Below are 14,310 nucleotides of genomic sequence, written 5' to 3'. Positions count from 1 at the left end.
CCCACCGACATGTGAGCGAAGTGCGGCGTTCACAATCGTCTGGATGTCGGGTTGTGCGGCGGATTGCCGATCACGCCGAGTCCGCCGGGGAAAAGCCCGGCGGAATCGCAAGGTCAGACAGGCAGGACGAACGGAGGGTGGGCTCCGTTGAGGAAATAGTCCCCGACATCGCGGAGCCGGTGGGTGACGGGCTCGTACAAAGTGTGCGTCCGGGCATTGCGCCAGAAGCGGTCGAAGCCCAGCCGCGAGGACGCGGAGCGGGCGCCGATGATGTCGAGGGCGCGGGCGGTGGACTCCTGTGCAGCCCTGGAGGCGGCGGCTTCGGCCATGGCTACGAGGACGGAGATCTCCGCGTACTCGTCGTAGGTGATGTCTTCGCCGTGTACGAGGCCGTCGTGCACGGCTGCCTGTGCTTGATCGGTGAGCGCGGACGCGGCGCGGGTGAGGACGGTGAGTTCTCCGTAGGCGGTGAGCACCTGCGGGTCCTGGGGGGAGCCGACCGGCCCGTCCGGGTGCCAGGGTGAGTGGCCCGCCCTGCTGTAGTCACGGGCCTCGGCGAGCACTCCCTCGGCCATGCCGAGGCGGAGTTGGACGGAGACGAGACGCCCGACCGGCGATGCCAGAGCAGCCAGGGGCGACAGGACATCCTCGTCCGCGGACAGGGAGCCGAGTACGTCGTCGGCGGCGACCGGTACACCGTCGAACTCCACGCTCCCGCCGGCCGCGAGCCGCTGGCCGAAAGTGTCGGCGTCGCCGTCGATCCCCACCCCGTGATGGGCGGGATCGACGACGACGGCGAGTGGTTCGCCGGTGTCGGCCCGTACGGCCCGCACGGCGAGGCGGTCGGCGACCAGGACCCCGGTTGTGTAGCTCTGCCGACCGTCGAGCACGAAGCCGGCGGCTCTCCTGGCCAGCGTCAGAGGTGGTTCCTGGCGGGCGAAACCACCGCCCCAGCACCACTGCTCGGCCGCGGACTGCCGCTCGACCTGAGCGGCGAGAGAGGGCTCGGTGAAGAACCGGGCGCTGCACGACAGGAAGTAGTGACAGCCGAGCAGTTGACCGATCGCACCGTCGGCGGCGGCGATCTCCCGGACGACCGCGTAGGCCGTGGGCCAGTCCGCGCCGCCTCCCCCGAGCTCTGCCGGTACGAGGAGCGTCAGCAGCCCCGACTCGCGCAGCCGGGACACCTCATCGAACGGGGCCTTGCCTGCCTGCTCCCTGGCCGCCGCGTCCGTGGCCAGGTCGTCCGCCGTCTCGCGGGCCACGCGCAGCCAGTGCGCACGCCCGGGCCCGGTCCGGTCGGAATCCGAGGCGGGGCCGGACGGCGCAGTGGCAACGCCCATGGTCGTGCTCTCCTCAAGGTCGGCGGCAAGATGCGGTGTCGGGGCTCTCTTGGCTGGGACTCTCTTGCTGGTCGGGCACGTACTTGTAGCCCACGCGTCGTACGGTGACGATCCGATGCCGGTGAGTTGTGCCGAGCTTGCGGCGCAGGCGCGCGATGTGGACGTCCACGGTGCGGCCGTCGCCGATGTGGTCGTAGCCCCAGATGCCGGCCATCAGATGCTCACGCGAATGCACCTGGTGGGGATGGTGCACGAGATGTGCCAGCAGTCCGAACTCCAGGTAGGTGAGGTCGAGTTCGCGTCCATCCACCTCGGCGACGTGTCGCGCGGCATTGATACGGATGACACCGCCTCCCGTCTGCTGCACGGGAGGTGAGTCCGTGTAGGCGACCGGTCGGATCTCCGGCCGTGGCACGTTCTCGGCGAAGAGCTGGGCGGGGTCGGTGCCCTCGGGGATGAGCACGAGGTAGCCGACGACGGGTGTGGAACCGTGTTCCTCGGGGCCGCTCTGCGTGGTGTCGCCCACGAGGCGGAGATGGCGCAGGTCGGGAAGTGGCGAATCCGGTGGAGTTGCCTGGGCCTGAAGTGCCGTGGTCATGGCGGTCGTCCTTCAAGGGGTACGTCGGGCCATCAGGCGCTGCGGGTGGGCGCGCGCCCGATGACCAGGGATGAGGGAGAAGGAGCGGAACGGCACGCGCGACGTGTGACCGCGTGCCTCACACGCGACAGCAGGCGGCGCTGACGACGTGACCAAAGTCGACATGCCGACGACGAACGAGTCGCTGCTGCGTGTGGGACATGTACATCATCCTGCGCACCCACTGGGTGGGGCGTCAATGCATCCCTAGTAAATCGATGGGAAATGTAGGGAACGCAACATCGCGGGTGGGCTCACCGGTCACCGCCGACCGCCGGGTGGACCTCGGGCGCGGTCGCCGTCGCCAGCCGGGCACGGAGTGCGGCCAGCTGGACTCGGAGCCTCTGCAGGGGTGTGGGCGGCAGTGCGCGGGCGGAGCCACGCGCGTAGGAGCGCTCGACGTAGAACTGCCCCGCGCTGAGCACGGTCGTGACGGCGATGTACCAGAGGGTGGCCACCATCAGCAGCGGGATGACCTGGTAGGTCTGGTTGTAGACCAGCTGCACCGAGTACAGCAGGTCGTGCACGGCCAGCACGCTGACGATGCTGGTGCCCTTCAGGGTGCCGATCAGCATGTTCCCCGCGGTCGGGACGATGGAGCGCATCGCCTGCGGGATGACGATCCGGCGCAGGGTGCGCCGCCTGCCGATGCCGAGTGCCTGGGCGGCCTCCGTCTGGCCGGAGTCGACGGAGAGGATGCCGCCGCGCACCACCTCGGCGGCGTAGGCGGCTTCGTGCAGGGTCAGGCCGATGACGGCGGTGAGGGTGGGGCCGAGCAGGTTGACCGTCTTGACGGTGACGAGCTGAGGCCCGAAGGGGATGCCGAGGCCGAGCGTCGGGTAGAGGGCCCCGATGTTGAACCAGAACAGCAGCTGCACCAGCAGCGGGGTGGACCGGAAGATCCACACGTATCCCCAACTCAGGGTGCGGAGCACCGGGTTGGCGGACAGCCGCATCACGGCCAGCGGTATGCCGAGCAGGAAGCCGAGCACCATCACCACGCCGGTCAGCCACAAGGTGAGCAGCAGCCCGTCGAGTACGGCGGCGGTGGTGAAGTACTGGCCGACCACGTCCCACTGGAAGGCGCGGTTGCGTACGACGGAATTGACCACCATCGCGAAGACCAGCAGCGCCGCCGTAGCCGTCAGCCGGCGGCCGACGTGCCGGCGAGGCACGATGTGCGGCAGCTCGTCGCCGGGGCCTTGGCTGCTGGAGTTTTTGAGATGGCTTGGGTGCGGGACGGCTGCGGAGACGCGGGAAGAAACGGTGATTTCGGATGGCGAGACCATCAGGAGGTTCTCCAGGGGAGGGAGGCGCGGGCGTCGGTGACCACCCGGCGGCGCGCGTTCGTGGATGCCGCGCAGACACAGCGCGGGTACGGGGCAGTGGCTGGGTTTTCGGCGTCGTCACGTTCGCCGCGTCCCTCAACGCGGCCGGTACGGCCGCCGCAGCGCGGCGGAGCCGGTCCGTCCTCGATCGTATGGGCGCACCGTGCGCATGTGTCAACCACGCACAGGAACTGCTGGGCGCCGGTCCGGCATCCGGGCCGTGGTTGACGAGAAGCGAGATGTACTGCTCAATTAACCGCATGAATGCCGAGCGGCACCTGGTCACCCGTGACCACATCGACTTCGGTCGGGTGTGGTCCGCCGCGTGTTGCGCCTGACGCGGCAGCGGGCCGTCTGACCGGCCCTTCCCTCCCTCGGTGACCCCGTCGCGGGCCGAGTTCCTCCCTTCGCGGCACCGTCATACGCGCGCGCTGAACACACGCTGAATCCGCGTACGGACGGGCTGCGAGACCCGACACCAGCCGCTGCCGCCGCCCTACCTCGCCCGAGGCCCATGCCCCGGCGTTGTCACACCTGCTCACCACGAAGCTTCCAGCACCCTGAAGCGCCGTCACACCCGGCCGCACCCAGGGCTGCTCCGCCGCGCCCGGGTACTGCCCACGGAGCGGCACGGCCCCAGAGGACTTGAGGAAAGGCCATCTCCCATGCCCGTGGAGTTCCTTGGCATCGCCGCCACCAACGACGGCTCAGAGACCACCCCGCGTTCCGGCGCCGCCTTCGACAAGGAGTACACGCTCCGTCTCGCCCGGGCGCACGAGGACCACGGCTGGGACCGTGTGCTGTTCGCCTACGGCTCCGGGTCTGCGGACCCCGCTCCGGCGGCCGCCTATATCGCGAGCAGGCTGGACCGCCTCCAGATCCTCCTCGCTCATCGGCCCAACGTCTCGTACCCGACCTTCGCCGCCAAGACCTTCGCCACCCTCGACCAGATCAGCGAGGGCCGGCTGACCGTGCACTTCATCACCGGCGGCAACGACCACGAACAGGGCCGTGAGGGCGACACCCTCACCAAGAACGAGCGCTACGCCCGCACCCGCGAGTACATCCGGATCGTCAAGAAGATCTGGACCACCCACGAGCCCTTCGACCACGAGGGCGAGCACTATCGCTTCCGCGACTTCGTCAGCGATGTCTTCCCGGTCCAACAGCCCCGCCCGGACGTGTCGTTCGGCGGCTCGTCGCCCGCCGCATACGCCGCCGGGGGCGCCGAGGCCGATATCTACTGCCTGTGGGGCGAGCCCCTGGCCAGGACCACCGAACAGATCGAGGCTGTGAGGGCCGCCGCGAAGGCCGCGGGCCGCACCGAGCTGCCCCGCATCCAGGTTGCGTTCCGCCCGATCATCGCCCCGACGGAGGAGCTGGCCTGGGAGAAGGCCCACCGCACGGTCGGTGCGATCAAGGCCCGCAAGGAGAAGGGCGAGGCGATCACCAAGCGCCACAATGGGCATGCCGCGCCGCAGGCTGCAACACCTCAAAACGTCGGCTCACAGCGGCTCATCGCCATCGCCGAGGCGGGGGACCGCTACGACCGCGCCCTGTGGACCCCGACGGCCGCCGCCACCGGAGGCGCGGGCAACTCCAACGCCCTGGTCGGCACCCCGGAGACGGTCGCCCAGGCACTGTTGGACTACTACGACCTCGGCGTCGACATCCTCTCCGCCCGCGGCTACGACATGCTGGGCGACGCGATCGACTTCGGCCGGTACGTGATCCCGATCGTCCGCGAGGAGGTCGCCAAGCGCGACGCCGAGCGGGCGGCCCGCGGCACGCAGCACCTGGCGGCGGTGAACGGATGACGTCCGCCTCCGAACTGACGATTACTCAGGTCGTCGTCGCCGACCCGAGAGTGAAGCCCCTGCTGCGCGAACTCGGTGACGAGTACTCACGACGCTACGGCAAGGACGCTCACGCCGAACTGGCCCGCTATCCGGACGAGGAGTTCACCACGCCGTACGGCGGCGTACTGCTCCTGCTCCTCGAGCGTGGCGAGCCGGTCGCGGGCGGCGCGTTCCGCCGGTACGACGAGACGACAGCCGAGCTGAAGCGGATCTGGACACACTCCGCCCACCGGAGGCGCGGTCTGGCCCGACGCGTCGTCGCCGAGCTGGAGCGCGAGGCGAGCGCTCGCGGCTACCGGCGGATCTACCTGACCACTGGTCCGCGCCAGCCCGAGGCTCGCGGCCTGTACCTGACGACCGGCTACATCCCGCTGTTCGACACCGAGGCCGACCCGGAAACCATCGGGCCCCTGCCGTTCGAAAAGCACCTGCCGGCCGCACCACACCAAGGAAAGGCAGCCGACCTGTGAGCGTCCGTGGCATCGGAACCCGCCTGCGCATCGCCGCCGCCATCGCGCTGCTGCCCGTACTGGCGCTGACCGCCTGTGGCTCCGGCGACACCTCCGGAGCCATACCGACGGGTGCTCAGGCATCCCCCGCGCCGACCGACGATCCGGTCGCCTCCGTACACAAGGTGGACTCCGTCGCCGCCCTGCTGCCCGCCGACGTCCGCAAGGCGGGCACGCTGCGGGTCGGCAGCTCGATCGGATTCCCGCCCGGGGCGTACTACCCCAACGGGCAGGACAAGCCGCCCGCGGGCCAGGACATAGACCTCGCCGACGCGGTGGCCAGGGTCCTCGGCGTGAAGCTGGAGCGCCAGGACGCCTCCTTCGAGACGATCCTGCCCGCCCTCGGCAGCGGCAAGTACGACGTCGGCACCGGAAACTTCGGCGTCACCACCGAACGCCTGAAGACCATCGACTTCGTCACCTATATCGACGACGGCCAGGGCTTCGCGGTGAAGACGGGTGGCACTGCGCTCAAGACGAAGGTCACCGACCTCACCCAGCTGTGCGGGCTGACCATCGGCACCGGGGCCGGCACCACCTTCGAGGCGACCCTCACCGCGCAGAAGGGGGTGTGTGCCAAGGCGGGCAAGAAGCCGTACGACGTGAAGGTCTACTCGGAGAACGGGGCGACGCTCACCGCGCTCCAGCAGGGCCGCATCGACGTGATCATGTCGACCATCAACGGCCTGCGCTACCAGGCCGCACAACCCGCCGCGCAGACCACCTTCCTCGGCGAGTACCACCGCCTCGACGTCGGCTTCGCCTTCAAGAAGGGCTCCCCGCTCACCAAGGCGTTCCAGTCCGCCGTCAACGAGCTGATCAAGAACGGTGCCTACGCCCGAATCCTCAAGAAGTGGGGCACCTCCGCCTCCGCGATCGACACGTCGCGGATCAACCCGCCCGAACACACGTAACGAGTAAGCAGGAACACCACGATGGGACTCACCACCGATTCCGCCTCCGCGCCACCCGGCGCGGCCTCCCGGGGCACCGGCCCCGAAACGCCGTCCGCCCCGGACGACCCGGCCTCGCTCAAGGTCGTCCCCGCCCGCCACTACGCCCGCTGGGTTGCGGCCGTGGCCGTGGTCGTGCTGGTCGCCCAGTTCGCGCACGGGCTGGTCACCAACCCGGTCTGGGAGTGGGGCGTCTTCCGTGACTACGTCCTGTCCGAGACGATCGTCCAGGCGGTTGGGGTGACCCTCCAGCTCACCGCGTACGCCACTGTGCTGGGCTTCCTCCTCGGCACCGTCCTGGCGTTCATGCGGTTGTCGCGCAGCCCGGTACTGCAGACCGTCGCCTGGACCTACATCTGGATCTTCCGCTCCATCCCGATGATCGTCCAGCTGGTGTTCTGGTTCAACCTGAGCGCGCTGTACAGAGAGTTGGGCGTCGGCATCCCCTTCGGTCCGGTGTTCTGGTCCGTCGACAGCAACAGCCTCATCGGCAGCATCGGTGCCGCCGTCATCGGACTGACGCTGCACCAGGCCGCCTACGCCGCGGAGATCGTCCGCGGCGGCGTCATCGCCGTAGACCACGGGCAGCTGGAGGCCGCCGCCGCGCTGGGCATTCCACGGCTGCGCCAGATTCGCCGGATCGTGCTGCCGCAGGCCATGCGCGCCATCCTGCCGACGGCCGGCAACGAGATCATCGGCCTGCTCAAGGGCACCTCGGTGGTCTACGTGATGTCCATCGGTGAGCTGTTCTACCAGGTGCAGGTGATCTACGGCCGCAACGGCCGGGTGATCCCGCTGCTTCTGGTCGCCACCGCCTGGTACGTGGTGCTGACCTCCCTGCTGTCGGTCGCCCAGTACTACGTGGAGCGGCACTTCGCCCGGGGCGCCAACCGCACTCCGCCGCCCACCCCCATCCAGCGCGCCCGCCGCTTCGTCCGCGACCTGCGTGCCGCGGCGGCACAGCGTCACCAGCCCGTCGTACCCCTGAAGCCCTTGGGAGACAGCCGATGAGCGACATGACGGTGGCCCTCAAGGACGTGAAGCCGACGGTCGACGACGTGATGGTGGACGTCCACGGCGTCCACAAGAGCTTCGGTCCGCTGGAAGTGCTGCGCGGCGTCGACCTCCAGGTCCGCGCCGGCGAAGTCACCGTCGTCCTCGGCCCGTCCGGCTCCGGAAAGTCCACGCTGTTGCGCACCATCAACCACCTGGAGAAGGTCAACCGCGGCTGGATCAGCATCGACGGCGAACTCATCGGCTACCGCCGCTCGGGCGCCAAGCTGCACGAGCTGAAGGAGAAGGACGTTCTGAAACAGCGCACCCACATCGGGTTCGTCTTCCAGAACTTCAACCTCTTCCCGCACCTGACCGTGCTGGACAACCTCATCGAGGCTCCCGTCTCCGCGCTGCGCCGACCGCGCAAGGAAGCGGAGGAGAGGGCCCGTCGGCTCCTCGACCGGGTCGGTCTCGCCGACAAGGCGGGGGCCTACCCCCGGCAGCTGTCCGGTGGTCAGCAGCAGCGCGTCGCCATCGCCCGCGCGCTCGCCCTCGAACCGAAGGTGCTGCTCTTCGACGAGCCCACCTCTGCGCTCGACCCGGAGCTGGTCGGCGAAGTCCTCGACGTCATCAACGGCCTGGCCCGCACCGGAACCACCATGATCGTCGTGACCCACGAGATCGGCTTCGCCCGCGAGGTCGCCGACACCGTGGTGTTCATGGACGGCGGTGTCGTCGTGGAACAGGGCCCGCCCGCGGCCGTACTGGACGACCCGCAGCACGAGCGCACCCGCGCCTTCCTCTCCAAGGTCCTCTGACCGCCCCTCACCCCTTTCGCCCTCGCAAGGAGCACGACCATGTCCACCTCGTTCACCCGCCGCACCTCCGCAGCCGCGCTGGGACTGACCGCCGCCCTCGTCCTCGCCGCGTGCAGCAACCCCTCCGACGGCGGCACGACCGAGGTCGCGGCCACCAAGGGCGCCGGCACGAAGATCAACCTGAGCCCTGACCAGCACCGCATCACCACCGGCAGGGTCGACTCCATAGCCGCCGAGGTCCCGGAGACGATCCGCAGGAGAGGCACCCTGGAGATCGTCGGCTCGTCCGGCTCCGCAGCGCCGCTGACCTTCTACGCCACCGACAACAAGACCGTCATCGGCGTCGAACCCGACATCGCCTACCTGGTCGCCGACGTACTCGGGCTCAAGCCGCACATCAACACCGTCTCCTGGGAGAACATCTTCGTCGGCCTCGACAGCGCCAAGTACGACGTCGGCTTCAGCAACATCACCGACACCGAGGAGCGCAAGGAGAAGTACGACTTCGCCGGCTACCGCCAGGACAACCTCGGCCTCGAGGCCAAGAAGGGCAGCGGTCTGAAGGTCACCGGGCCCAAGGACGTGGCGGGCAAGACGGTCGCCGTGAGCAGCGGCACCAACCAGGAGAAGCTGCTGATCGAGTGGAGCAAGGAGGACGTGAAGGCCGGCCTGAAGCCGGTGAACATCAAGTACTACCAGAACGACAGCGACACCTACCTCGCCCTCCAGTCCGGCCGGATCGACCTCTACCTCGGCCCCAACCCGACCGCCGCCTACCACGCGGCCACCACCGGGAAGACCGAGGTCGTCGGCACGTACTCCGGCGCCGGCGCCACCCTGCAGGGCCTCATCGCGGCCACCACCAAGAAGGACAGCGGCCTGGTCAAGCCGCTCGCCGACGCACTCAACGAGATCATCCGCAACGGCACATACGCCAAGGTGCTGAAGCGCTGGGGCCTGTCCAACGAGGCCGTGACCAAGTCCGAGATCAATCCTCCCGGCCTGCCGAAGACCAACAAGTAGCCGTTGCTGGGTGTGGGGCCGCAATACGCCGCGGTACGCGGCCCCACACCCCCACGAAGAAATCTCACGCCCCTGAAGGGTCCGCCATGGCCACCGTCCTGTCTGTCTCCGGAAGTCCCTCCGCCACCTCTCGTACCGCACGGCTGCTGCGCCACCTGGACGCGCGGCTCGCGGCCCAGGGACACGAGGTGATCCCCCTCGATGTCCGCACCATCCCCGCCGAGGCGCTGCTCGGCGCCGACTTCCGGCACCCGGCGATCGCCGAGGCGACCGCCCTGTTCGAGCGCGCCGACGGCGTCGTGATCGGCACGCCCGTCTACAAGGCCGCCTACTCCGGGCTGTTGAAGTCCCTGCTGGACCTGCTGCCGCAGTACGCCCTGGCCGACAAGACGGTCCTGCCGCTGGCGACCGGCGGGACCACGGCGCACGTCCTGGCGATCGACTACGCCCTGCGCCCGGTGCTCAGTTCCATGGGCGCCGCGCACATCGTCCAGGGCTGGTTCACGCTCGACAAGGACATCGCGGTGGGCGAGGACGGCACCCTGACCGTCGCGCCGGGCCCGGCCGAGGCCCTCGCCCAGGTCGTCGACCGGTTCTCCAACGCCCTCGGCAGCCGTACGCCCCTGCCGGCGGCCGCCGGACGAGCAGCTTGACCGCGACCGCCGACGACAAGCGAAAGGCGTGAACCTCTACGCGCCTCACCCTGCACCGGTTCCTGCCCACCAACGGCGACAGCCGCCATGTCGCCGACGGCGGCCACGCCACCCCGGTTGCCGCAACCGGCGGTGACCGGCCGCCGAGCATCGGCTACCTCACCCGGATCGCCCGCGCTGCCGAGGTCTTCGGCTGCAGCGGCGCACCGACCCCCACCGGCGCCTGGCGCGAGGATGCCTGGCTGCCCACCGACGCTCCAGCATGGGCTGTGGAGGCATCCATGCGGCCGGCAGGCACCCTCGGTTCATGTACCCTCCGCCGGTGCGGCAGGCCCGCGACGGCTCACGTGATCTCCGAGGACCTCGAACGCGGCCGGTCGCGCGCGGAAACGCGACGAGCTGGGCGGACTCTTTGCTGCTGGTCGTCCGGCTGCAGACGGCGGCCGGCGCCCGCATCGGCCGGAGACGTCGTCCCGGTGTCCGGAGGCGCACAGCCCGGCTCTTTGTCCGTCGCCAGGACGCATCACAGTGCCCGCGCCGCACAGGCCCTGACGTCCGCGTCCGAGTCCGCCGTCGCGGTGGTCAGGGCTGCTCGGGCGTCCTCGGTGGCACGGTGCCGGGTCAGGGCCAGTACCGCGGCCTTGCGGACGTCGGCGTTGGGGTCGGCGACGGCCTTGGCGAGTGCGGGGACGGCCACGTCGGGGTCCGCGGCGGACAGGGCGGTGGCGGCGCCGGCCCGCACCTGCCAGGCCGGGTCGGACAGGGCTGACTCGGCATGTACGGCCAGAAGGGTCGGACAGCCGGTCGTGCCCAGGGCCTCGTAGGCGGCCCCGCGCACCAGGGCGTCGGGATCGTCGACCAGTTCGGCAAGGGCCGAGCGGACTACGTCCGAGTCCGGACCCGGAGCCATGCCGGCCAGGGCCTCCGCAAGGCCCAGCAGGCGGTCGAGGCCGTGAGGGTACTTCCGGGCCACGACCAGGGTGCCGACACCGGGCTGGCGCTCGACGAGACCCTCGGTGCGCAGCAGGCCGAGGGCCTGGCGGACGGTGTTGCGGGAGGCGCGGTAGTCGGTGGCGAGGGTCGACTCGTGGGGGAGCGCGCCGTTGGGGAAGGCGCCGGTGAGGAGTTGGCGGCGGAGCAGGCCGGCGAGTTGCCTGGCCCGGTCGGCGCGCAGCCTGCGCCGGCTGCGGTGGGCGGCGACCGTGGTCGCGGCGCCTTGGCCGACGTGGTCTCGGATGCGGTCGGTTGTTGCGCCACCTGACGCCCTGCCGGATGCGTCGCTGAACTGGGTATTCGTCAGACGGATGGGAGCATCTGCCAGTCTCTGCCGGTGCCGGCGGCGCAGCGCCGGCTGGAAGTCGGGTCATCCTCTCATCATGTGAGACGTCGGGCGCGACGCGAGAAGGCCCTCTTGACGGGGCGCGAAGGCCGCCTGACACTCCAGTACAGATTCCCCAGTGGATGGATAGGAAATGATGGAGCGTCTGGAGCCGCCTGCCGACCGCTCCGCGCGTGCGTGCCGGCCGTCTCTCCTCCTGACCTCCCGCCGCCACATCGATCTCCTGCGCGTCTGCAGCGCGGCGAACGCTCCTCGCTGAACCGGCGGTGCCCACCGGCACCCGTCCCGTCGCATACGGGTACACCTCAACGCTGCCGCACGCCCACGCCCCGGTGCTGCCCGCCGCACCTCTGAGAACCAGAAGCCGGACCCGGACCCAGGGAGACACATGTCCGCCGCACCCTCGACCACCGTGCCGTCCCGTCCCTCGGTGCCCTCGTTCCGGGGCAGGATCGGCCGTGACGCGAGCAGTGGCTACTACGCTGTGCCGCGCCGTTACCGCCTCCACCTCTCGCTGTCCTGCCCCCACTGTCTGCGGATCGCCATCACCCACAGCCTGCTCGGCCTGGAAGAGACCCTCCCCGTGGTGCTGCTGCCGGCCGTGCCCGACGGACCCGACGGTGGACACTCCGCTCTGCGCCCGTTGTACGAGACCAGTTCGCACCGGTACTCCGGCGCCACCGCGGCACCGGTGCTGAGCGACGACTGGACGGGGCGGATCGTCAGCACGCACACCCCCGACATCCTGCACGACCTGGCCCGGTACTTCGGCTGTGACCACCCCGACCGGCCCGCGCTGTACCCGCACGGCGCCGGGGCGGAGATCGAGGCCGTCGAGCACCTCTGCGAGTACCGCATCAACGCAGCCGCACAGCACGCCGGACAGGCCGACACCGATGCCGGGGAGTGTCAGACCGCCCTGACATCCCTGCTCCGCGCCCTGGGTTCACTGGAGGGGCGGCTCGCCTTTCAGGACTTCATCCTGGGCGACGAAATGACGGCCGCCGACGTGCAGTTGTGGGTGACCCTGGTGCGGATCGACACCGTGCACCGACTGCACCTGGACGCCGCCGCGGTGCACCGCATCGCCGAGCATCCACACCTGTGGGCCTACGCACGACGACTCGCCGCCCTTCCCGCCTTCGGCCGACACCTCGACCTGGACGGCATCACCCGCAGGCACCATGCCCACTGCCGAGGACTGGAGGCCGCAGGGGCGGCCGTGCAGATCCTGGACTGGGCGGTGCACATCGCGGACGGTGCCGCCGCTCAGCCCTGCCAGGAGCCTCTGGACGGTTTCATGGAACCGCAACACGCTCTCCACCTTCCTCCGTCCGGCTCCGCCTAACCTGCGACGACATGGGGCCTGCCATGCCGGAGGCGGCGAGCCCCGATCCGAGCAGGACAAACAGCTGGAAGAGCGGAGGTGACTGTTGCCCGCCGTTTCTCGCGTGCTCGTCCCGGCTGCCGGGGTTCTCGTCGCGCGCGGCTGCGTCCGCTTGTACTCCCGGCCTCACATCGATCTGCAACGGGTGGCCGGCGCCCTCTGTCGTTCCTGACCTGTTCCCCGCCACCGAGTCCTTCTGCACGAGGACTGGTGATCACATACGGTCGACCAGGAAGGCACCCTTCTCGTGTCCGCACATCCCCCTCTTCACCTTGCCGTGGCCCTGGACGGCACCGGCTGGCACCCGGCCGCATGGCGTGAGCCGGGCGCCCGGCCCCACGACCTGTTCACTGCCGGTTACTGGGCCGATCTCGTGACCGAGGCCGAACGCGGCCTGCTCGACTTCGTGACGTTCGAGGACGCGCTCGGCCCGCAGTCCTCGCACCTCACGGAGCCGGACGGGCGCACCGACCAGGTGCGGGGCCGGTTGGACGCCGTGCTGGTCGCCGCGCGGGTCGCCCCGCTGACCCGGCACATCGGTCTGGTGCCGACCGTGGTCGCCACCCACACCGAGCCGTTCCACATCTCGAAGGCGATCGCCACCCTGGACTACGTCAGCACCGGTCGCGCGGGCCTGCGCGTCCAGGTGACGGCACGGCAGCACGAGGCCGCGCACTTCGGCCGCCGTACCTTCCCGCCTCTCCGCGCCGAGGACCGGGACACCCCGGCCGGCCGGAACCTGATCGCCGAACTCTTCGAGGAGGCCGCCGACTACATCGAGGTGGTGCGCCGTCTGTGGGACAGCTGGGAGGACGACGCGGAGATCCGCGATGCCGCCACCGGGCGCTTCATCGACCGTGACAAGCTGCACTACATCGACTTCGAGGGCAGGCACTTCAGCGTCAGAGGGCCCTCGATCACCCCTCGGCCCCCGCAGGGCCAGCCTGTCGTCAGCGCGCTCGCGCACCAGAGCGTGCCGTACCAACTGGTGGGCCGTTCGGCCGACATCGGTTACGTCACCCCGCACGACAGCGACCAGGCCCGCACCGTCGTCGCCGAGATCCGTGCCGCCCAGGCCGCCGCGGGGCGGGCGGAGGAGCCACTGCACGTCTTCGGTGACCTGGTGGTGTTCCTCGACGACGATCACGCGGCGGCGGAGGACCGCAAGGCCCGCCTGGACGGCCTCGCGGGCCATGCCTACACCAGCGACGCCGAGGTGTTCACGGGTGCGCCCGGACAACTGGCGGACCTGCTGCTGGAGTGGCGCCGGGCCGGCCTGAGCGGCTTCCGGCTGCGCCCCGGAGTGATCGGCCACGACCTGGAGCAGGTCACACGGGGCCTGGTCCCCGAACTCCAACGCCGAGGCGCTTTCCGCCGCGCCTACGAGGCGGACACCCTACGCGGGCTGCTCGGGCTCACCCGCCCCGCCAACCGCTACGCCGCCGTCTGAGGGGGAGTCGTACCA

Annotated in this window: 13 protein-coding genes and 3 pseudogenes; 11 read left to right on the top strand and 5 right to left on the bottom strand. The window is 70.0% G+C overall.

What is annotated here, in order from left to right; translation table 11 throughout:
- Window positions 1-113: 113 nt before the first annotated feature.
- The 3 genes from ACWD3E_RS32005 to ACWD3E_RS31995 form a co-directional block, all read right to left on the bottom strand.
- Window positions 114-1,343 (bottom strand): acyl-CoA dehydrogenase family protein, encoded by a 1,230-nt coding sequence (locus ACWD3E_RS32005; protein ID WP_451391026.1) that lies wholly within the window; start codon window positions 1,341-1,343, stop codon window positions 114-116.
- 13 nt (window positions 1,344-1,356) lie between these two features.
- The gene (locus ACWD3E_RS32000) at window positions 1,357-1,941 is read right to left on the bottom strand and encodes a winged helix-turn-helix domain-containing protein (RefSeq protein WP_451391025.1); all 585 of its coding nucleotides are present in this window, start codon (window positions 1,939-1,941) and stop codon (window positions 1,357-1,359) included.
- 293 nt (window positions 1,942-2,234) lie between these two features.
- Window positions 2,235-3,269 carry an amino acid ABC transporter permease gene (locus tag ACWD3E_RS31995; RefSeq protein ID WP_451391024.1) on the bottom strand — a complete coding sequence of 345 codons (1,035 nt, stop codon included), beginning with the start codon at window positions 3,267-3,269 and terminating at the stop codon, window positions 2,235-2,237.
- A gap of 704 nt (window positions 3,270-3,973) precedes the next feature.
- On the opposite strand from ACWD3E_RS31995, the gene ACWD3E_RS31990 reads away from it, so the two are divergent.
- The 8 genes and pseudogenes from ACWD3E_RS31990 to ACWD3E_RS31955 form a co-directional block, all read left to right on the top strand.
- Window positions 3,974-5,125 carry an LLM class flavin-dependent oxidoreductase gene (locus ACWD3E_RS31990; RefSeq protein ID WP_451391023.1) on the top strand — a complete coding sequence of 384 codons (1,152 nt, stop codon included), beginning with the start codon at window positions 3,974-3,976 and terminating at the stop codon, window positions 5,123-5,125.
- A complete protein-coding gene (locus ACWD3E_RS31985; protein WP_451391022.1) occupies window positions 5,122-5,637 on the top strand; it encodes a GNAT family N-acetyltransferase in 516 nt (171 codons plus the stop codon). The genes ACWD3E_RS31990 and ACWD3E_RS31985 overlap by 4 nt, the downstream gene beginning before the upstream one ends.
- The gene (locus tag ACWD3E_RS31980) at window positions 5,634-6,590 is read left to right on the top strand and encodes an ABC transporter substrate-binding protein (protein WP_451391021.1); all 957 of its coding nucleotides are present in this window, start codon (window positions 5,634-5,636) and stop codon (window positions 6,588-6,590) included. Before ACWD3E_RS31985 ends, ACWD3E_RS31980 begins: the two co-directional genes overlap by 4 nt.
- Before the next feature lie 21 nt (window positions 6,591-6,611).
- Complete coding sequence (locus ACWD3E_RS31975; protein WP_451391020.1) at window positions 6,612-7,640, top strand: amino acid ABC transporter permease; 1,029 nt, start codon at window positions 6,612-6,614, stop codon at window positions 7,638-7,640.
- Window positions 7,637-8,443 carry an amino acid ABC transporter ATP-binding protein gene (locus tag ACWD3E_RS31970; RefSeq protein ID WP_451391019.1) on the top strand — a complete coding sequence of 269 codons (807 nt, stop codon included), beginning with the start codon at window positions 7,637-7,639 and terminating at the stop codon, window positions 8,441-8,443. Before ACWD3E_RS31975 ends, ACWD3E_RS31970 begins: the two co-directional genes overlap by 4 nt.
- A 39-nt stretch (window positions 8,444-8,482) precedes the next feature.
- Window positions 8,483-9,466, top strand: a complete 984-nt coding sequence (locus ACWD3E_RS31965; RefSeq protein WP_451391018.1) for an ABC transporter substrate-binding protein — start codon at window positions 8,483-8,485, stop codon at window positions 9,464-9,466.
- Window positions 9,467-9,552: 86 nt separating this feature from the next.
- Window positions 9,553-10,119, top strand: coding sequence for an NADPH-dependent FMN reductase (ssuE, locus tag ACWD3E_RS31960; protein WP_451391017.1), 567 nt, complete (start codon window positions 9,553-9,555; stop codon window positions 10,117-10,119).
- A 50-nt stretch (window positions 10,120-10,169) separates the two neighbouring features.
- A pseudogene (locus ACWD3E_RS31955) lies at window positions 10,170-10,370 on the top strand (LLM class flavin-dependent oxidoreductase); the annotation flags it as partial.
- 272 nt (window positions 10,371-10,642) lie between these two features.
- Here the strand turns inward: ACWD3E_RS31955 and ACWD3E_RS31950 are convergent.
- Both ACWD3E_RS31950 and ACWD3E_RS31945 read right to left on the bottom strand, forming a co-directional pair.
- Window positions 10,643-11,047, bottom strand: a pseudogene (locus ACWD3E_RS31950) (HEAT repeat domain-containing protein); the annotation flags it as partial.
- Window positions 11,036-11,419: pseudogene (locus tag ACWD3E_RS31945) on the bottom strand (GntR family transcriptional regulator); the annotation flags it as partial. The pseudogenes ACWD3E_RS31945 and ACWD3E_RS31950, both read right to left, overlap by 12 nt.
- A 427-nt stretch (window positions 11,420-11,846) precedes the next feature.
- Between ACWD3E_RS31945 and ACWD3E_RS31940 the strand changes: the two are divergent.
- The 3 genes from ACWD3E_RS31940 (at window position 11,847) to ACWD3E_RS31930 (ending at window position 14,295) form a co-directional block, all read left to right on the top strand.
- Window positions 11,847-12,806: a glutathione S-transferase C-terminal domain-containing protein gene (locus tag ACWD3E_RS31940; protein ID WP_451391016.1), complete on the top strand. Its 960-nt coding sequence runs from the start codon at window positions 11,847-11,849 to the stop codon at window positions 12,804-12,806.
- A gap of 103 nt (window positions 12,807-12,909) precedes the next feature.
- Window positions 12,910-13,017 carry a putative leader peptide gene (locus tag ACWD3E_RS31935; RefSeq protein WP_389171996.1) on the top strand — a complete coding sequence of 36 codons (108 nt, stop codon included), beginning with the start codon at window positions 12,910-12,912 and terminating at the stop codon, window positions 13,015-13,017.
- A gap of 75 nt (window positions 13,018-13,092) precedes the next feature.
- Complete coding sequence (locus ACWD3E_RS31930; RefSeq protein ID WP_451391015.1) at window positions 13,093-14,295, top strand: LLM class flavin-dependent oxidoreductase; 1,203 nt, start codon at window positions 13,093-13,095, stop codon at window positions 14,293-14,295.
- Window positions 14,296-14,310: the final 15 nt, after the last annotated feature.

The organism is Streptomyces sp. NPDC002676, assembly GCF_053592455.1.
Note: the sequence above shows the minus strand (reverse complement) of the source record. Positions and strands in the feature narration are given on the sequence as shown.

Coding starts and splice junctions, on each gene's coding strand:
- ACWD3E_RS31940 (WP_451391016.1), top strand. CDS start 11,847: ATGTCCGCCGCACCCTCGACCACCGTGCCGTCCCGTCCCTCGGTGCCC.
- ACWD3E_RS32005 (WP_451391026.1), bottom strand. CDS start 1,343: ATGGGCGTTGCCACTGCGCCGTCCGGCCCCGCCTCGGATTCCGACCGG.
- ACWD3E_RS31970 (WP_451391019.1), top strand. CDS start 7,637: ATGAGCGACATGACGGTGGCCCTCAAGGACGTGAAGCCGACGGTCGAC.
- ACWD3E_RS32000 (WP_451391025.1), bottom strand. CDS start 1,941: ATGACCACGGCACTTCAGGCCCAGGCAACTCCACCGGATTCGCCACTT.
- ACWD3E_RS31975 (WP_451391020.1), top strand. CDS start 6,612: ATGGGACTCACCACCGATTCCGCCTCCGCGCCACCCGGCGCGGCCTCC.
- ACWD3E_RS31995 (WP_451391024.1), bottom strand. CDS start 3,269: ATGGTCTCGCCATCCGAAATCACCGTTTCTTCCCGCGTCTCCGCAGCC.
- ACWD3E_RS31985 (WP_451391022.1), top strand. CDS start 5,122: ATGACGTCCGCCTCCGAACTGACGATTACTCAGGTCGTCGTCGCCGAC.
- ACWD3E_RS31990 (WP_451391023.1), top strand. CDS start 3,974: ATGCCCGTGGAGTTCCTTGGCATCGCCGCCACCAACGACGGCTCAGAG.
- ssuE (WP_451391017.1), top strand. CDS start 9,553: ATGGCCACCGTCCTGTCTGTCTCCGGAAGTCCCTCCGCCACCTCTCGT.
- ACWD3E_RS31965 (WP_451391018.1), top strand. CDS start 8,483: ATGTCCACCTCGTTCACCCGCCGCACCTCCGCAGCCGCGCTGGGACTG.